Raw genomic sequence first — 19,072 nt, 5'->3', positions numbered from 1 at the left:
TTCATAAATATTAACTTATTGAGTCTATCACAAAGATAAAAACTCCTCGCTAAATGACAAAAAATTAAACGGCCGTTTAAATTGGGTGTTGTAATTTGTCTCATTTAGTCGCACACTGATATTTAGTTGGTCAAGAGATGGCCTAAACTACTGTGATTCAAGCTTGATAACTGCACAGTAAATAAGATGTGGAAGTCGCTTTTAAGCAATAAGGAAGCAAGCAATGATCTACCAAAGCCCTACTATTCAGGTTGAGTTACTTGAAGATAATATTGCCAAGTTGTGTTTTAACGCACAAGGTTCGGTAAATAAATTTGACAGAGAAACTCTAGCCTCACTTGATGCAGCCTTAGATAGCATCAAACAAAACACCAAGGTTAAAGCCTTAATGCTGACATCAGCAAAAAGCACCTTTATCGTTGGCGCAGACATCACCGAATTTTTAAGTTTATTTAAGCAAGATGATGCAACACTGCTCACATGGGTTGAACAAGCCAATGCAGTATTCAACAAACTTGAAGATTTACCTTTTCCAACTATCTCTGCCGTTAACGGTTTTGCTCTTGGTGGTGGTTTCGAAACTATTTTAGCCACTGACTTACGTGTTGTTGATACCAATACACGTATTGGATTACCTGAAACCAAACTAGGTATCATTCCTGGCTTCGGTGGCACAGTGCGTTTACCTAGAATTATCGGCGCTGATAATGCACTTGAGTGGATTACCTCAGGTAAAGATCAACGACCAGCAGACGCATTAAAAGTTGGCGCTATTGATGCCGTTGTAGCTCCAGAAGATTTAGAAGCTTCAGCAATTCAAATGTTGAAAGAAGCACTTGATGGCAGCATCGATTGGCAAGCTCGTCGTACCCTAAAGCAATCACCATTAATGCTACCTAAACTAGAAGCCTTGATGTGTTTTAGCACCGCTAAGGGGATGGTATTCTCTGTTGCAGGCAAACATTATCCAGCACCTATGGCTGCTGTGAATGTTGTTGAACAAGCTGCAGGTTTAGGTCGTGATGATGCATTAAAAGTGGAAGCTCAGGCTTTCATTAAATTAGCTAAAACAGAAGTTGCCCAGGCATTAATTGGTATTTTCTTAAATGACCAGTACGTTAAAGCTAAAGCAAAGAAAGCGGGTAAATTGGCTCACGATGTTAACCAAGCAGCTGTATTGGGTGCTGGTATAATGGGTGGTGGTATTGCATACCAAAGTGCAAGTAAAGGCACGCCAATCGTGATGAAAGACATCGCGCAACCTGCACTTGATTTAGGTTTAAATGAAGCGGCGAAGATACTGACAGTTCAAGTAGCTCGTGGACGTTCTACGCCAGAAAAAATGGCAAAAGTTCTCAACCACATCACTCCTTCACTCGATTATGCTGCCATTAAAAATAGCGATATTGTAGTAGAAGCGGTTGTTGAACATCCAAAAGTGAAAGCAACAGTGCTAGCTGAAGTTGAACAATATGTATCTGAAGATGCCATTATTGCATCAAACACTTCAACTATCTCAATCAACTTATTGGCTAAAAGCCTTAAGAAACCTGAACGCTTCTGCGGTATGCACTTCTTTAATCCAGTGCACAAAATGCCATTAGTTGAAATTATCCGTGGTGAGCACAGCTCTGAAGAAACCATTGCAACCGTTGTTGCGTATGCAAGCAAAATGGGTAAAACCCCAATTGTAGTAAACGATTGTCCGGGCTTCTTCGTTAACCGCGTATTGTTCCCATACTTTGCAGGCTTTAGTGGTCTACTCGCAGAAGGCGCTGATTTTGCGGCTGTCGATAAAGTCATGGAAAAACAGTTTGGCTGGCCAATGGGTCCGGCTTACTTACTTGACGTAGTTGGTTTAGATACCGGTCATCATGCACAAGCAGTAATGGCAGAAGGCTTCCCTGATCGCATGGGTAAAAACGGCAAAGACGCGATTGATATAATGTTTGAAAATAAGCGTCTAGGCCAGAAGAATGCCAAAGGTTTCTATGCTTATTCTGTTGACCGTCGTGGTAAGCCGAAAAAAGACATTGATCCAGTAAGCTATGAATTATTAAGCGCTGAGTTCGGTGAATTAAAAGCATTCGAGTCAGATGACATCATCGCTCGTTGTATGATCCCGATGATCATCGAAACAGTTCGTTGTTTAGAAGAAGGCATTATTGCATCACCTGCTGAAGGCGATATGGGTCTAGTTTACGGTATTGGTTTCCCTCCATTCCGTGGCGGTGTATTCCGTTACTTAGACACCATGGGCGTAGCAAACTTTGTTGCCCTAGCAGACAAATATGCACACCTTGGTGGTTTATATCAAGTAACCGATGCGATGCGTGAACTTGCAGCCAACAACGGTAGTTACTACCAAGCCTAATCAGTGGGAAAGGAATTAAATCATGAAACAAGCTGTTATCGTAGACTGCATTCGTACCCCAATGGGCCGTTCTAAGGCTGGGGTATTTAGAAATGTACGTGCAGAAACATTGTCTGCAGAATTAATGAAAGCTCTGATGGTGCGTAATCCACAACTAGATCCTAACGACATTGAAGATGTTATTTGGGGTTGTGTGCAGCAAACCCTTGAACAAGGTTTTAACATTGCGCGTAATGCATCATTAATCGCTGGTATTCCAAAAACGGCAGGTGCAGTTACCGTAAACCGTTTATGTGGTTCATCAATGGACGCTCTTCACCAAGCGGCTCGTGCAATTATGACGGGCCAAGGTGACACCTTCATTATTGGTGGGGTTGAGCACATGGGTAGCGTACCTATGAGCCACGGTGTTGATTTCCATCCCGGCATGTCAAAGCGTGTAGCAAGAGCATCTGGAATGATGGGCTTAACCGCTGAAATGTTAGGTAAAATGTATGGTATAACTCGTGAACAACAAGATGCATTTGCAGTACGCTCTCATCAGCGTGCCCATGCCGCTACAGTTGAAGGTCGTTTCGCCAAAGAGATTTGGGGAATCGAAGGTCACGATGCAAAAGGTGCCTTGATAAAAGTGTTGACCGACGAGGTTATTCGTCCTGAAACATCACTTGAATCACTTGCGACTTTACGCCCTGCATTCGACCCAGTTAATGGTACCGTTACGGCGGGAACATCTTCTGCATTGTCAGATGGTGCTTCTGCAATGTTGGTTATGGAAGAATCTAAAGCTCGCGCCTTAGGTTTACCAATTCGTGCACGTATTCGCTCTATGGCCGTTGCTGGTTGTGATGCTGCAATTATGGGTTATGGTCCAGTACCAGCAACCCAAAAAGCATTAGCTCGCGCAGGTTTATCGGTTGCCGATTTAGACCTTATTGAATTAAACGAAGCCTTCGCAGCACAGTCATTACCTTGTGTTAAAGATCTTGGCTTGCAAGATGTCATCGATGAAAAGATTAACCTTAACGGTGGCGCAATTGCATTAGGTCATCCATTAGGTTGTTCTGGTTCGCGTATTTCGACAACACTGATAAACTTAATGGAAGAAAAAGATGCAACACTTGGTCTTGCCACTATGTGTATTGGTTTAGGTCAAGGTATCGCAACTGTATTCGAACGCGTTTAATGGTTATAAAACCAAGCTGATACTTTTCATTTATATCAACTGAGTTGAAAAAAACGAGCCATAAGGCTCGTTTTTTATTTTTTTAATTTGTCTACTTTGGCTAATGTTCCACGTGAAACATGTTTTATGGAAAATAAAAAATCAATTAAAAACTAAAATAACATTAAGAGTGAAGCAAACTTGGCAAGATTAAATGACAAGAGTAACATTAGCGATAATTAGATTAGTAATATAGATAGCATTCAATGACCGATATTTATACTCAAGCACAACATCACTTAGATGCTCTTGGCCTACGCTGCCCAGAGCCCGTTATGATGATCCGCAAAACGGTACGAAAAATGGCTGATGGAGAAGTATTACTTGTCATTGCTGATGACCCTGCAACGACTCGAGATATTCCGAGTTTTTGTGAATTTATGGATCACACGTTAATTGCCAGTGATACCAGCAAAACCCCTTACCAGTACTTGCTTAAAAAAGGATTGTAATTAATGACAATTACATTGGACGCTATCGCATATAAAACAGCAAAGCGCGGCATAATGAAACCAGCCTTTTGTGCCAATGTAACATTAGAGCGAGGTGTCGAAAATGATGTTTTTGGCCGACCAAGTAAACGTCAAGTGACCGTGATGTCAAAACAACAATGGCTAATGGCCTGTCAGCAAATTAATACAAACCTTGACTGGTTAACTCGTAGAGCAAATTTATTAATTAGTGGTTATGAATTTAGTGCCACTGATCTAGGTAAAATTATTGAGATTGGATCAGAATTGCAGTTACAGATTACAGGCGAAACTGATCCGTGCAACAAAATGGAACTAGCTCATCCCGGCCTAGAGCAAGCATTAATGCCAGATTGGCGTGGCGGTGTCACCTGCCGCGTGATTCGAACTGGATTAATACAACTAGATGACTCAGTAAAAATAGATTAGTAAAACCGATAAATCATTTTCGTTTAAGCCTTTCATAATAAAATCTAACACTATAGCACTCATTGTCTATTAATCGATAACAGACATATGTGTTAACGTCTGTCATTAATTGATACAGATTTGTTGTACACCTTATCGGTAATTTATGCGATAAAGGAACTATTCAAACCGACAAACGCAGTAAAGCCAAATACTCTTTAGGTCATCTAATCAGGCAAAATGACATTTCCTAAACGGGTATTGGGCTTGATTAAATCCACTGAAAATAAAAACGACAACGGATAATCTACTCTATGTTGACTCAAAAACTCACTCCACTTTACACGGCAATGGCACTTACTCTAGGTATGTCTAGCTTTGCCTATGCCGAAGATGACAAAGTTAAATGGCACGTAAATGCTCCAGAAAATGCGCCATTAAGTAAAATTGATATCAATGTAACCGAAGGCACATGGATGAACGTCAATGTATCGCCAGATGGTGAACACATTGTATTTGATTTATTAGGTGATATTTATCAAATACCGATAGCAGGAGGCGAAGCCAAACCACTGGCAAAAGGTATAGCTTGGCAAATGCAGCCAGTATATAGCCCAGACGGTAAGTATATAGCTTTCACCTCTGATGAAGATGGCGGCGACAATATCTGGATAATGAATGCCGATGGTACCAATCCACACCCTATCACTGCTGAAACATTCCGTTTACTGAACAGCCCGGCCTGGAGTCCTGATTCACAGTATTTAGTGGCACGTAAACATTTTACCGGCACCCGCAGCCTCGGAGCTGGTGAGGTGTGGATGTTTCACGTTGCTGGTGGTGAAGGAGTTAAACTAACAGAGCGCCCTAACGAACAAAAAGATTTGGGTGAACCGGCCTACTCGCCAGATGGTAGATATATCTACTTTAGCCAAGATGCGACCCCGGGCAAGACCTTTCATTACTCAAAAGATTCTGTCAAAGGTATTTATAAAATTAAGCGCTATGACACCCAAACGGGCGATATTGAAGTATTAATTGAAGGAACTGGTGGTGCTATCCGCCCAACACCAAGCCCTGATGGCAAAACGCTTGCTTACATCAAACGTGATGGATTCCAATCGACACTATATTCACTGGATTTAAAGTCTGGTGAAGAAACTAAGCTGTATGACAAACTCGATCGTGATATGCAAGAAACCTGGGCAATTCATGGCGTGTATCCAACAATGTCTTGGACCAAAGACAATAAGCACATCGTATTTTGGGCTAAAGGTAAAATTAATAAACTTGATGTCGACAGTAAAAAAATATCTGACATTCCATTCAGTGTTAAATCTCAAAGAGATATTCAGCCATCAGTCCGCTTTACTCAAAACTTAGATCAAGATGAATTTGATGTAAAAATGCTGCGTATGGCACAAGTATCACCTGACGGCGAAAGAGTGATATTTGAAGCCTTAGGTAAAATTTGGATTCGTGATGTTAAAGATGGTAAACATAAACGATTAACCCGTTTAGATGATGACATCAATGAGCTGTTTCCACAGTGGTCACGCGACGGTAAAGACATTGTATTCACTACCTGGAATGATCAACAGCAAGGTACTGTCAGTGTCGTTAGTGCTGGAGGTAGTAAAGCCAAGGTATTGACCAACGAGCCCGGCAAATATGTCGAACCGACCTTTTCGCCTGATGGCGAATATATTGTTTATAGAAAGGCTCGCGGTGGATACATGACACCACGCACTTGGTCACAAGAACCCGGTTTATATAAAGTGGATGTCAAAGGCAGAAAAAGTACTAAGCTCTCTGCCAGTGGTCACCAACCACAATTTGGCGCTGATTCAGACCGTGTTTATTTTATGGATTTCAATAAAACACCAGAGTTTGCTTCTATCGGCATGAATGGTTTTGAAAAGCGTACTCATTACACCAGCGACCATGCTACCGAGTTTCGTTTATCTCCAAACGGTGAACACTTGGCTTTTGCAGAGCGCTTTAGAGTGTATGTCACTCCTTTTGCTAAACATGGTGAAACCGTCGCTATAGGACCTAAAGCAACCAACTTACCAATAACTCAACTAAGTGCTCGTGCAGGTGAAAGCATTAGTTGGAACGGAAAAAACAACCAACTATATTGGACATTGGGCCCAGATTTATATCAAGCTGATGTCGATACTCAATATGCAAAAGCTGAAACCAAGGTCGATCCTAAAATCACTTCAATTGGTTTTAAAAATAAAGTCGATGTTCCACGTGGAACAGTGGTATTTAGCGGCGGTAAAGTAATCACTATGGAAAATGACCATGTCATTGAAAATGGTGTCGTTATCGTTACAGACAATAAAATTGTCAGTGTTGGTGATGCTAATACCGTTATACCTAAAAATGCCCAAGTTATCGATATTAGCGGTAAAACCATTATGCCAGGATTATTTGATGCCCATGCACATGGCGGCCAAGCAGATGATGAAATTATTCCACAACAAAACTGGGCCTTATATTCAGGCCTGTCACTTGGGGTAACGTCTATTCACGACCCATCAAATGACACTACCGAAATTTTTGCAGCTTCTGAACAACAAAAAGCAGGCAACATTGTTGGTCCGCGAATTTTCTCAACAGGCACTATTTTATATGGAGCCAACTTACCAGGTTATACTTCGCATGTAGATTCACTGGATGATGCAAAGTTCCACTTAGAGCGTCTTAAAAAAGTAGGTGCATTTAGCGTTAAAAGTTATAACCAGCCACGCCGAGATCAACGTCAACAGATTATTGCAGCGGCGCGTGAACTCGAAATGATGGTTGTGCCTGAAGGTGGAAGTTTACTGCAGCACAATTTATCCATGATAGCGGATGGGCATACAACAGTAGAACATTCGTTACCTGCTGCTTCAATTTACAACGACATTAAACAATTCTGGAGCCAAACAGAAGTTCACTACACACCAACTTTAGTTGTCGCTTATGGTGGTATTTCCGGCGAGAATTACTGGTATGACAAAACGGATGTATGGGCTCACCCTCGCCTAAGCATGTATGTTCCACACGATATTTTAGATGCGCGTTCAATGCGACGCATTACTGCGCCTGATGAACATTACAATCATTTTAATGTTGCCCGCGTAGCTAATGAGTTAAACAAAATAGGCGTTAAACCTAATATTGGTGCTCATGGTCAGCGCGAGGGATTAGCTGCGCATTGGGAGATGTGGATGTTTGCTCAAGGCGGCATGAGTAATATGGAAGTTTTAAAAACAGCAACTATTAACCCTGCTACTACCTTTGGTATGGACCATCAACTAGGTTCTATTAAAGTCGGTAAATTAGCAGACTTAATTGTGATTGATGGAGATCCATTAACCGATATCAGAACGACAGATAAGGTCACTTACACCATGGTCAATGGTAAGCTATTTAATTCTGAAACCATGAATCAACTCAATGGTGATAAACATAAGCGTCAGCCTTTTTTCTTTGAAAAAATTTAACGGTTAAGTTAAGCCAATAAAAAGGGTGTTCCACGTGGAACACCCTTTTTTATGCTTAAAATCAATACTGACCGTAACAATGGCAATCAGTTGTATGGTCATTCACCATGCCCACAGCTTGCATAAAGGCATAACAAATTGTCGGGCCAACAAAATTAAAACCAAGCTTTTTTAACGCTTTAGACATAGCTTCAGACTCGGGTGTTTGTGCAGGTACTTGGCTTAAATACTCGAATTGATTAACGATAGGTGAGCCACCAACAAAATCCCATAAAAAAATAGAAAAATCATTACCCTGCTCTACAAATACCATATACGCTTTAGCATTTTTGATGATCGAGTTAATTTTAAGGCGGTTACGCACAATGCCTGGCTCAAGCATTAATGCTTCAACCTTATCTTGATCAAACTCAGCAATAACACTTGGTTCAAAACCGAAAAACAGTTGCTCGTAGTTTTTTTGCTTTTTTAAAATGGTAAGCCAAGATAAACCGGCTTGCTGCCCATCTAAACAGAGTTTGGCAAAAAGATGTTTAGCATCAAAATCAGGCCGTCCCCAAACGGTATCATGGTAATGCTGATATAAAGGATCTTCACTTACCCAGCCACATCGGTTAACTTGCATGGTACGGTTCCATTAACGTTTTTATGAATACGTTAAAAAATAACCTACATCTGCCTTGCTCTACAAGGTATAATCACTACCATTTTCTATTAATAGCCTGACAGTAGTAGACATGACGACGAAACACGACGTAAAGACATTTCAGGGTTTCATACTAACCCTTCAGGAATATTGGGCGCAGCAAGGTTGCGCAATTGTTCAACCTCTCGATATGGAAGTTGGTGCTGGTACTTTTCACCCGCAGACGTTCTTACGTTCATTAGGCCCAGAGCCAATGAGCAGTGCATACGTGCAACCGTCTCGCCGTCCTACTGATGGACGTTATGGTGAAAACCCTAACCGTTTACAACATTACTACCAATTCCAAGTAGTGCTAAAACCATCTCCAGATAACATTCAAGAGCTTTATTTAGGCTCACTTGAAGCGCTTGGCATTGACACGTTAGTGCATGACATTCGTTTTGTTGAAGATAACTGGGAATCGCCAACATTAGGTGCTTGGGGCTTAGGTTGGGAAATTTGGCTAAACGGTATGGAAGTAAGTCAGTTCACTTACTTCCAGCAAGTTGGTGGTATTGAATGTAGTCCCGTTACAGGTGAAATCACCTACGGACTTGAACGTTTAGCCATGTATATACAAGAAGTAGACAGTGTTTATGACCTTGTATGGACAGATGGCCCATTAGGTCGTGTGACTTACGGTGATATTTTTCATCAAAATGAAGTAGAACAATCCACCTATAACTTCGAACATGCCGATGTCGACTTTATGTTCATCCTATTCGATCAATGTGAAAAAATGTGCATGCACTTACTTTCACTAGAAAAACCGTTACCACTGCCAGCTTACGAGCAAGTAATGAAAGCATCGCATGCTTTTAATCTACTTGATGCTCGCCATGCAATATCAGTCACCGAACGTCAGCGTTATATTCTCCGCGTTCGTACTATGGCCAAAGGCGTAGCAGAATCTTATTATCAAGCACGTGAAGCGCTTGGCTTCCCATTGTGTAAGTAGAGGTAACGAATGAATTTTGAAAACTTACTCATTGAGATTGGTACTGAAGAGTTACCACCAAAATCATTACGCACTTTGGCTGAATCATTTTTAGCTAACTTTACCGATGAATTAACCAAAGCAGATTTACCTTTTGAATCTGCAGTTTGGTATGCCGCGCCTCGTCGTTTAGCCATTAACATTATTGGCTTAGCGCAAGCACAGGCAGATAAAATTGTTGAAAAACGCGGTCCTGCGGTAAGTTCAGCATTTGATGCAGATGGTAACCCGACTAAAGCAGCACAAGGTTGGGCTCGTGGCAATGGTATTACCGTTGAACAAGCTGAACGTTTAGTGACAGACAAAGGTGAATGGTTAGTTCACCAAGCTAAAGTGGTTGGCGTAGAAACTAAAAGCTTAATTGCTGACATGGCACAACGCGCACTCGATAAATTGCCTATTCCAAAACCAATGCGTTGGGGCAATAATAAAACTCAATTTATCCGCCCTGTTCACACGGTTACCATTCTACTCGGTAGCGAATTAATTGACGCTGAATTATTAAGCATTAAGTCTGCACGAATCATTCGTGGACACCGCTTTATGGGTAAAGCTAGTTTTGAACTAGACCATGCTGACAATTATTTAAGCGCACTGAAAGAGCAAGGCAAAGTGCTTGCTGATTATGAATTACGTAAATCACTGATTAAAGCTGATGCAGAAGCTGCTGCGACTAAATTAGGCGGTGTAGCAGATATTCAGGATGATCTATTAGAAGAGGTTGCTTCACTGGTTGAATGGCCTGTGGTATTAACGGCTAACTTTGAAGAAAAGTTTTTAGATGTTCCTTCGGAAGCCTTAGTTTACACCATGAAAGGTGACCAAAAGTACTTCCCAGTATTTGATAAAGCTGGCAAATTATTGCCTAACTTTATCTTTGTCACCAACATAGAATCTAAAGACCCGCAGCAGATTATTTCAGGTAACGAAAAAGTGGTTCGTCCACGTTTAGCTGACGCTGAGTTCTTCTTTAATACCGATAAAAAGCAAACGCTTGAATCTCGTATAGCCAGTTTAGAGACCGTTGTTTTTCAAAAACAACTTGGTACGTTAAAAGCACGCGTTGAACGTATTTCAGCGTTAGCAGGTTTCATTGCAACTCAATTGAATAACCACAACGTAGACACCAACAGTGTTGACGCTAGCCGTGCTGGTTTATTGTCTAAAACAGACCTTATGACGAACATGGTGATGGAGTTTACAGATACTCAAGGCACAATGGGCATGCACTACGCACGCTTAGACGGCGAAACAGAAGCCGTTGCAATTGCACTTGAAGAACAGTACAAGCCTAAATTTTCTGGTGATACTGTACCAACGGCTACAGTGTCATGTGCTGTTGCACTAGCAGAAAAATTAGATACGTTAGTCGGTATTTTTGGCATTGGCCAGGCACCAAAAGGTGCAGCAGACCCATTTGCACTTCGCCGCGCGGCTATCGGTATTTTACGCATTATTGTTGAAAACAATTTGCCACTAGACTTAGTTGACCTTATTGCTAAAGCGCAGGCATTACACGCGGACAATGTCAGTAACGCCAATACTGCCGATGACGTGCTTGAGTTCTTAATGGCCCGTTTCCGCAGCTGGTATCACGATAAAGGCATTCAAGTTGACGTAATTTTGGCTGTACTTGCTCGTCGTCCAACACGTCCTGCTGATTTTAACAGCCGTGTTAAAGCCGTATCACATTTCCGTAGTTTAGAAGCCTCTACCGCCCTTGCTGCTGCAAATAAACGCGTTTCTAATATCTTGGCTAAGGTTGAAGGTAAATTGCCTGAAAACATCAACCAAGCGCTATTAACGGAAACAGCAGAGAAAGCCTTGGCAGATAAACTTGTTCAATTGCAGCCTTTGTTAGCACCATTATTTGCAAACGCAGATTACCAACAAGCATTAACCTTATTGGCAGACTTACGTGAAAGCGTCGATCAGTTCTTTGAAGATGTGATGGTAATGGCTGATGATGAAGCATTAAAAAATAACCGTTTAGCGTTATTAACCAATCTTCGTGAACAGTTCTTGCACGTTGCTGATATTTCACTACTGCAGTAATGAATACTAACCAAAGTAAAAAAAGCGCCTTTTAGGCGCTTTTTTATTATTAAAAAAACTACAAAAATTAATAACAGAATAATATCTAGAAATTGATGAGTTGTTGATGCAATTCGATAAACTGTTCTTCGCTAAACTCTACTTGAGCTAATAAAAGGGCTAAAGCTGGTTTAGGTAATTTATCCGCTTGCAGCAACATCGAACATTCACTAATAATATTGGCTTTCCAAATCAGCAATGCCATATCATCGTCAGGTTTAATATTAGTATTAGCAAGTAACGTTAGCGGTGTTTCAAAGTGTCGAGGTAATTGCCAATGACGAGCAAGAAGCGCACTTAAGGTTAACGACTTAGTGGTCATTACCTGCTTAAAAAGCATTGAGTTAGGTTGCTCTCCAGGTTCAGCTTGATAAAAAGAGTCCACCAGCATTTTAAAAATCGCAATTTTCCCTACATCATGCAGTAATCCCAAAAGAAATGAGCTATCTCGTTGATCTGGACTCGATAACTCACTGGCTAAAAAAGCGACCTGCATTGAATGACGCCAAATTTCAGCGCCAAAACGCCTGAAATAAATCGGTTTTATATCAATTAACTCTCGCGCTAAACACACTGTAATAAATTGTCTTAGTTGTTGCCTGCCAACTTGAACTAATGCTTGTTTAATACTATTAACATCACTATCAGATCGTTTAAACGCGGGGGAATTACACAGCTTGAGCACGTCCACACACAACAAAGGATCTTGTTCAATAAGTTGAATTAGCTCTTGGGTTTTAATCCCGTCATCGCTAAGTTTTTTATCGAGCTCGAGTATTTTACTCGGTAGCTTTAAAACATTTTCCGCAATTGCTTGTGGTGAACTTAATGCCTGTTCAATATTTTGCATTACGTTACGTTCAAGGTTATTAGCAATACCTGTAGTCGTTGTGGATGGCGTTGCAAATAATAAACTATAAAATAAAGCCGATAAATCTAACTGTGATTCAACAGCTTGCTTTTCTGTTACCTCAATGACTGGTGCTTGTTGCTTAGCTTGTTGACGTTTTTCTACTGCGGTGACACCTGTAAATTTGGCTTGTTCATTGCGGTCACGAATATTAAATAACCTTTTAAAGAAATCTGTCACCACGATTGAAAGCCTTATGAGATCTTGTACCAATCAAATTAATTGATACTTTCTTTATAACCATAGCAATAAAAACAAAAATGGGCGCCCTGAGGCGCCCATTATTTATCTAAAATGTCTTATACATCTAAGTTTGCGACATTCAGAGCATTGGTTTCAATAAACTCACGACGTGGTTCAACTTGATCGCCCATTAAGCAGGTGAATAATTGATCTGCAGCAACCGCATCATCAATAGTAACTCGTAACATACGACGTGATTCTGGATCCATTGTAGTTTCCCACAATTGCTCGGGGTTCATTTCACCCAATCCTTTATAACGTTGAATATACAAACCACGTTTAGCTTCGCTAATCGTCCAATCTAGTGCTTCTAAGAAGCTTTCAACTTCTTTAACTCGTTCGCCACGTTGTACATAACCACCTTCTTCAATCATACCGTGCAATGCCGCACCTAACTTGGCAATACGGTGGTAATCAGCTGAATTGAAAAAGTCATAACCAAATAAATAGTTAGTATCAATACCATGCTTACGGATCGTCACGCTAGGAGTGTAAACTTTACGCTCAGGATCAAGCATGACATTGGCAGTAAAAATAATACCACTGCTTTCACGCTCAACTAAATCAGCAATAAAAGTATTACACCATGTGAGCATTTGTGCTTCATCACTCAACATCTCTGCTGTCACTTCTGGGTGATATAGCATGCGGTCGAGTAAGTTAGCAGGGAAACGTTTTTCTAAGCGCGTAATAATACGTTCAACTTCACGGTACTGCGCCACTAAACGCTCTAAAGGTTCACCAGACATACCTAGAGCACCAGGGCTTGGATAAACATTGGTACCATCGAGTGCTTGAGTGGTTAAATACTCAGTCAATGCAGGTTCATCTTTCAAATACTGCTCTTGTTTACCTTTCTTCACTTTGAAAAGAGGAGGCTGAGCAATATAGATATAACCACGCTCAATAAGCTCAGGCATTTGACGGAAGAAGAAGGTCAATAGCAAGGTACGAATGTGCGATCCATCGACATCAGCATCGGTCATGATGATGATGTTGTGATAACGAGTTTTATCTGGATTGTATTCATCGCGACCAATACCACAACCTAATGCAGTAATCAGCGTTGCCACTTCTTGTGAAGATAACATCTTGTCAAAACGCGCTTTTTCTACGTTTAAAATCTTACCTTTTAGCGGAAGAATCGCTTGGTTTTTACGGTTACGTCCCTGCTTAGCTGATCCACCAGCAGAGTCCCCTTCCACTATGTATATTTCAGAAAGGCCAGGATCTTTTTCTTGGCAATCAGCAAGTTTTCCTGGTAAACCACCTAAATCTAACGCGCCTTTACGACGAGTCATTTCACGCGCTTTACGTGCAGCTTCACGCGCACGGGATGCATCAACAATTTTACCAACAATTAATTTAGCATCTGCTGGGTTTTCTAATAGGTAATCGTTTAACTGCTCACCCATTGTTTGTTCAACTGCACTTTTCACTTCACTAGATACTAGTTTATCTTTAGTTTGTGAACTGAACTTAGGATCAGGAACTTTTACCGAAATAACTGCCGTTAAGCCTTCTCGCGCATCATCGCCAGTAGCATTAGTTTTACCTTTTTTGTTAAATCCTTCACGTTCCATGTAGTTATTCAAGTTACGCGTTAGAGCACCACGGAAACCGGCTAAGTGAGTACCACCATCGCGTTGTGGAATATTATTGGTAAAACAAAAAATATTTTCTTGGTAACCGTCATTCCATTGCATTGCCACTTCTACGGTAATGCCGTCATCTCTTTCTTGAGAAAAATGAAATACGTCTTTATTAATTGGAGTTTTGTTACGGTTTAAGTAATCAACAAAGGCACTAATACCACCTTCGTACTTAAAGAATTCATCTTTATTTTCAATCTCGTCAACCAAGCGAATGCCCACTCCTGAGTTCAGGAATGATAGTTCACGTACGCGTTTGGCCAAAATTTCAAAATGGAATTCAACGTCAGTAAACGTATCTGTGCTTGGCCAAAAACGAAGTTCGGTACCTGTTTTAACCGAATCACCAATTTCTTTAATGGGTGCATCTGGTATACCGTGAGTATAAAACTGCTCGTATATTTTACCGGCACGACGAATGGTTAACTGCAGTTTTTTCGATAAAGCATTAACTACCGATACACCCACACCATGAAGGCCACCGGAGACTTTATAAGAGTTATCATCGAACTTACCACCAGCATGAAGTATCGTCATAATAACTTCTGCAGCGGAGATCCCTTCTTCTTCATGTATCGAAACAGGAATACCACGACCATCATCTTTTACTGAGACAGAACCATCGGAATGAATGGTAATGGTGATTTCACTACAATGGCCGGCTAAAGCTTCATCGATAGAGTTATCAACCACTTCGAATACCATGTGATGAAGACCTGTGCCATCATCAGTATCACCAATGTACATACCAGGTCTCTTACGGACTGCATCAAGGCCTTTTAATACCTTGATACTCGAAGAATCGTAACTATTCTCTGACATATTTATCTCTCATTGTTATTCAATAACCGTTACTTGCCCTTGTTCCACATGAAACATCTTGCTTGGAGGGCTAGATAACGAATCGACTATTGCTAGCGGATCGATAGCAGTGACAAAAATTTGTGCACCGGTTTCGGTTAACTGCTTTAGCAATAGCTGCCTATGCTGTGCATCCAACTCTGACGGTAAATCGTCAACCAGATAAATACTATTTTTATCTAGCTGTTGTTTGAGCAACTTTCCCTGTGCAATACGCAGTGCACAGACTAATAATTTTAATTGTCCACGGGACAACGCATCTTGCGCTGGTAAAGTGCCCACACGCAAACGTAAGTCTGCTTTATGGGGGCCACTGCCCGTATTTCCAGTGGCTAAATCTCTTGAGTATTGGTTTTCAAGTAATTGGGAATAATCCGTTTTACTGTCCCATCCTCGAGTAAAAGAGACCTTAATATCAATCTGAGGTAAAAACACTCCGATTATACCCTTAAGTAGCACATTTAACGAGTCTACATATTGATTTCGTATCTCGGTAACCTGTTCAGCATACCGTACCAACTCCTTATCCCAAAATTGTATTTGGCTATAGGGAGCTTGATTTCTAAGTAATTGATTGCGTTGTTTTAAAACCTTTCTAGTATTGACCCAAGCTTGATAAAAATGTGGCTCAGAATGAAATGCCCCCCAATCGATAAATTGACGTCGAGCTTTAGGCCCCTCGAACAATAAAGAAAAACTTTCTGGAGTAATAACTTGGATAGGTAAAGTTTCGGCTAACGTTGATAGGCGCTTCACTTTTTCACCATCAATTTTAACTTCTATCTCACCACTTCGATGGCGACGTAAGCCAATTTTACAGTCTGTATCTGCTGTAATTGAATGTGCGAATAAAGTAAGTTTATCGTCATCATGGTTAATGACACGCTGTGATAAGTGGCTTCGAAATGAGCGCCCCATACCCAAAAAGTAAATAGCTTCGAGGATACTGGTTTTGCCACTGCCATTTTGGCCGTAAATCAAGTTTAAGCCATCGCAAGGCTGCAATGACGCAGAGGTAATATTGCGGAATGAACCAATGGTAATACGCGATAAACTCATGAAAACCTATTGTGATAAATGCAGTTAATAATCCTATACAGACAAATAAGGTGCCTTACAGCACCTTAATAAACAATAAGCAGATAAACCGTTACAGACGCATTGGCATCACTACATACATAGAATCTTCTTCTTTGTGGTTCTCTATCAAAGCACTAGAATTACCATCAATTAAGGTAATACGCACTTCATCGCTGGCTAAGTTATTTAGCACATCAAGAAGATAACTAACGTTAAAACCAATTTCTAAAGCTTCAGAGTTATAATCAACATCAATAATCTCTTCTGCTTCTTCTTGCTCGGGATTATTGGCAGTTATTTTCAATAAACCAGGCTCGAGCTGAATACGTACTCCACGGAATTTTTCATTCGACAGAATAGAAGCACGAGTCAATGCCTGTTTTAGCTGGTTACGACTGGCTATGACGACTTTATTGCCACCCTTAGGTAATACACGTCGGTAATCAGGGAAACGACCATCAACAAGTTTACTGGTAAACACGGCTGAACTAGTTATGGCTCGAATGGCATTATCACCAATGGCAATTGTAATGTCTTGATCATCACTGTCGAGCAAGCGCGCCATTTCAACAACACCTTTACGAGGCACAATGACTTGTTTTTCAGGTAATGAAATATCAATAGTACGATGGCTTAATGCTAAACGGTGACCATCGGTGGCAATTGCACGTAATACATTACCTTCTGTTTCAAATAACAAACCGTTGAGATAATAGCGAACATCTTGGTTAGCCATTGAAAACTGAGTAGAATCAATAATCGATTTCAACACACCTTGCTTTAAGTTAAATTCAATATCTGCTTGAAACTCTTCAACGTTAGGGTAATCTTCGGCGGGTAATGTTGCCAATGAAAAACGGCTGCGACCTGAACGCAATAACCATTTATTGTCTTGTTGTTCGACTTTTAATTCACTTTGCTCTGGTAATGATTTAACAATATCCAATAGTTTTTTAGCCGGAACAGTAGTACGACCAACAACAATATCTCCATGAATTGCCGCTTGACCGACCAACTCAACTTCTAAATCAGTACCTGTAAGCTTAAGTGAGGACTCACTAACTTCAACGAGCAAGTTGGCTAAAATAGGTAAATTGTGTCTGCGCTCTACTGCGCCGCACACTAGCTGCAATGGCTTTAATAGGGCATCCCTATCAATTGAAAATTTCATCGTGTCTACATTCCCTGAATTACGAAGACAAAGTTCTAATCAAGTTAGCATAATCTTCTTTAATGTCATGACTTTCTTCGCGTAATTGCGCGATTTTACGGCATGCATGTAAGACTGTCGTGTGGTCTCGACCACCAAAAGCATCACCAATTTCCGGTAAGCTTTGGTTTGTAAGTTCTTTAGATAGCGCCATTGCCACTTGTCTAGGTCTAGCGACACTACGAGATCGACGCTTAGACAGCATATCTGCCATTTTTATTTTGTAGTACTCAGCAACCGTTTTCTGAATATTATCTATAGTGACTAATTTTTCTTGCAGTGCCAAGAGATCTCTTAATGCTTCACGCACAAAATCGATAGTGATCGGACGGCCAGTAAAGTTGGCATTAGCAATCACACGGTTTAGTGCACCTTCTAATTCACGTACGTTTGAACGTAAACGCTTGGCAATAAAGAATGCCACTTCATCAGGTAAATTAATGCCACTTTCTTGTGCCTTACGCATTAAAATCGCCACGCGGGTTTCTAACTCTGGTGGCTCAATAGCAACCGTTAAACCCCAACCAAAACGCGATTTCAAGCGATCTTCTACCCCGTCGATCTCTTTTGGATAACGGTCAGAAGTTAAAATAATTTGATGATTGCCTTCAAGTAATGCATTAAAGGTATGGAAAAACTCTTCTTGTGAACGATCTTTATTGGCAAAAAATTGAATATCATCAATAAATAATGCATCTACGCTACGGTAATAACGCTTAAATTCTTCAATGGCATTATTTTGTAACGCTTTCACCATGTCCTGAACAAATCGTTCAGAATGCATGTACACCACTTTAGCATTGGGATTATTTTTAATAATCCCATTACCAACTGCATGTAATAAATGTGTTTTACCTAAACCGGTGCCACCATATAAAAATAATGGATTATAAGCACCACCTGGGTTTTCAGATACTTGTAACGCCGCCGCTTTACCTAATTGGTTCGATTTACCTTCAACAAAGTTATCGAACTGGTATGTAGGATTAATATTGCTACGGTGATTGGCATTAATAATGGGTTCGGCCTGAGTATTAAAAGATGTCGTTCCTACTTGGGCTTTTGTTTGACGATTAACAGGCTTAGCAGCTACTGGAGCGGGTGCAACAGGACGTGCAGAAGGACGGCTACCAATATCAAAACGTAACATAGGTGCATTACTGCCCATTTGTTCAGTAAAAAATTGATTAATGATATTAATGTATTTATCGCGTACCCAATCGAGCACAAAACGATTTGGCGCATACAAAACCAATGTATCACCATCCATTTCAGCCTGTAACGGACGGATCCACATACTGAACTGCTGCGCTGATAACTCGTCTTGCAGTCTGCCGATACATTGTTGCCAAAGTGAAACCGCCAC

Annotated in this window: 13 protein-coding genes; 7 read left to right on the top strand and 6 right to left on the bottom strand. The window is 40.8% G+C overall.

Annotation, left to right across the window (positions count from 1 at the left end; all coding sequences use genetic code 11):
- The first annotated feature begins 223 nt into the window (after positions 1 to 223).
- From fadB to ABIS04_RS00045, 5 genes are all read left to right on the top strand, one after another.
- Positions 224 to 2,374, top strand: a complete 2,151-nt coding sequence (gene fadB, locus ABIS04_RS00065) for a fatty acid oxidation complex subunit alpha FadB (protein WP_350432168.1) — start codon at positions 224 to 226, stop codon at positions 2,372 to 2,374.
- A gap of 22 nt (positions 2,375 to 2,396) precedes the next feature.
- A complete protein-coding gene (gene fadA, locus ABIS04_RS00060) occupies positions 2,397 to 3,560 on the top strand; it encodes an acetyl-CoA C-acyltransferase FadA (RefSeq protein WP_350432167.1) in 1,164 nt (387 codons plus the stop codon).
- Between the two features lie 245 nt (positions 3,561 to 3,805).
- The gene (tusA, locus tag ABIS04_RS00055) at positions 3,806 to 4,051 is read left to right on the top strand and encodes a sulfurtransferase TusA (RefSeq protein WP_137224084.1); all 246 of its coding nucleotides are present in this window, start codon (positions 3,806 to 3,808) and stop codon (positions 4,049 to 4,051) included.
- 3 nt (positions 4,052 to 4,054) lie between these two features.
- Positions 4,055 to 4,498 (top strand): MOSC domain-containing protein, encoded by a 444-nt coding sequence (locus tag ABIS04_RS00050; RefSeq protein ID WP_350432166.1) that lies wholly within the window; start codon positions 4,055 to 4,057, stop codon positions 4,496 to 4,498.
- Between the two features lie 293 nt (positions 4,499 to 4,791).
- A complete protein-coding gene (locus ABIS04_RS00045; protein WP_350432165.1) occupies positions 4,792 to 7,974 on the top strand; it encodes an amidohydrolase family protein in 3,183 nt (1,060 codons plus the stop codon).
- A gap of 61 nt (positions 7,975 to 8,035) precedes the next feature.
- Here the strand turns inward: ABIS04_RS00045 and ABIS04_RS00040 are convergent, their stop codons facing one another.
- The gene (locus ABIS04_RS00040) at positions 8,036 to 8,599 is read right to left on the bottom strand and encodes a DNA-3-methyladenine glycosylase I (protein ID WP_350432163.1); all 564 of its coding nucleotides are present in this window, start codon (positions 8,597 to 8,599) and stop codon (positions 8,036 to 8,038) included.
- A gap of 112 nt (positions 8,600 to 8,711) precedes the next feature.
- On the opposite strand from ABIS04_RS00040, the gene glyQ reads away from it, so the two are divergent.
- Both glyQ and glyS read left to right on the top strand, forming a co-directional pair.
- The gene (gene glyQ, locus ABIS04_RS00035) at positions 8,712 to 9,617 is read left to right on the top strand and encodes a glycine--tRNA ligase subunit alpha (protein WP_350432162.1); all 906 of its coding nucleotides are present in this window, start codon (positions 8,712 to 8,714) and stop codon (positions 9,615 to 9,617) included.
- Between the two features lie 9 nt (positions 9,618 to 9,626).
- Positions 9,627 to 11,711: a glycine--tRNA ligase subunit beta gene (gene glyS, locus ABIS04_RS00030; RefSeq protein WP_140232845.1), complete on the top strand. Its 2,085-nt coding sequence runs from the start codon at positions 9,627 to 9,629 to the stop codon at positions 11,709 to 11,711.
- Between the two features lie 85 nt (positions 11,712 to 11,796).
- Here glyS and ABIS04_RS00025 read toward each other — a convergent pair whose 3' ends face one another.
- The 5 genes from ABIS04_RS00025 to dnaA all read right to left on the bottom strand — a co-directional run bounded on the left by ABIS04_RS00025 (position 11,797) and on the right by dnaA (position 19,072).
- Complete coding sequence (locus ABIS04_RS00025; protein WP_137224096.1) at positions 11,797 to 12,843, bottom strand: HDOD domain-containing protein; 1,047 nt, start codon at positions 12,841 to 12,843, stop codon at positions 11,797 to 11,799.
- A gap of 116 nt (positions 12,844 to 12,959) precedes the next feature.
- Positions 12,960 to 15,377: a DNA topoisomerase (ATP-hydrolyzing) subunit B gene (gyrB, locus tag ABIS04_RS00020; protein WP_137224098.1), complete on the bottom strand. Its 2,418-nt coding sequence runs from the start codon at positions 15,375 to 15,377 to the stop codon at positions 12,960 to 12,962.
- A 15-nt stretch (positions 15,378 to 15,392) separates the two neighbouring features.
- On the bottom strand, positions 15,393 to 16,475 hold the full coding sequence (gene recF / locus ABIS04_RS00015; protein WP_137224100.1) for a DNA replication/repair protein RecF: 1,083 nt from the start codon (positions 16,473 to 16,475) through the stop codon (positions 15,393 to 15,395).
- Positions 16,476 to 16,566: 91 nt separating this feature from the next.
- Positions 16,567 to 17,667 (bottom strand): DNA polymerase III subunit beta, encoded by a 1,101-nt coding sequence (dnaN, locus tag ABIS04_RS00010; RefSeq protein ID WP_140232841.1) that lies wholly within the window; start codon positions 17,665 to 17,667, stop codon positions 16,567 to 16,569.
- Between the two features lie 19 nt (positions 17,668 to 17,686).
- Positions 17,687 to 19,072, bottom strand: coding sequence for a chromosomal replication initiator protein DnaA (gene dnaA / locus ABIS04_RS00005; protein WP_137224104.1), 1,386 nt, complete (start codon positions 19,070 to 19,072; stop codon positions 17,687 to 17,689).

Source organism: Shewanella sp. H8 (assembly GCF_040285065.1).
In the GTDB taxonomy this organism is placed as follows: Bacteria; Pseudomonadota; Gammaproteobacteria; order Enterobacterales; family Shewanellaceae; genus Shewanella; species Shewanella polaris.
Note: the sequence above shows the minus strand (reverse complement) of the source record. Positions and strands in the feature narration are given on the sequence as shown.

Excerpts from the sequence above, each read along its gene's own strand:
- ABIS04_RS00045 (WP_350432165.1), top strand. The coding sequence starts at position 4,792 with ATGTTGACTCAAAAACTCACTCCACTTTACACGGCAATGGCACTTACT.
- gyrB (WP_137224098.1), bottom strand. The coding sequence starts at position 15,377 with ATGTCAGAGAATAGTTACGATTCTTCGAGTATCAAGGTATTAAAAGGC.
- fadA (WP_350432167.1), top strand. The coding sequence starts at position 2,397 with ATGAAACAAGCTGTTATCGTAGACTGCATTCGTACCCCAATGGGCCGT.
- glyS (WP_140232845.1), top strand. The coding sequence starts at position 9,627 with ATGAATTTTGAAAACTTACTCATTGAGATTGGTACTGAAGAGTTACCA.
- recF (WP_137224100.1), bottom strand. The coding sequence starts at position 16,475 with ATGAGTTTATCGCGTATTACCATTGGTTCATTCCGCAATATTACCTCT.
- dnaN (WP_140232841.1), bottom strand. The coding sequence starts at position 17,667 with ATGAAATTTTCAATTGATAGGGATGCCCTATTAAAGCCATTGCAGCTA.
- glyQ (WP_350432162.1), top strand. The coding sequence starts at position 8,712 with ATGACGACGAAACACGACGTAAAGACATTTCAGGGTTTCATACTAACC.
- tusA (WP_137224084.1), top strand. The coding sequence starts at position 3,806 with ATGACCGATATTTATACTCAAGCACAACATCACTTAGATGCTCTTGGC.
- ABIS04_RS00040 (WP_350432163.1), bottom strand. The coding sequence starts at position 8,599 with ATGCAAGTTAACCGATGTGGCTGGGTAAGTGAAGATCCTTTATATCAG.
- ABIS04_RS00050 (WP_350432166.1), top strand. The coding sequence starts at position 4,055 with ATGACAATTACATTGGACGCTATCGCATATAAAACAGCAAAGCGCGGC.
- fadB (WP_350432168.1), top strand. The coding sequence starts at position 224 with ATGATCTACCAAAGCCCTACTATTCAGGTTGAGTTACTTGAAGATAAT.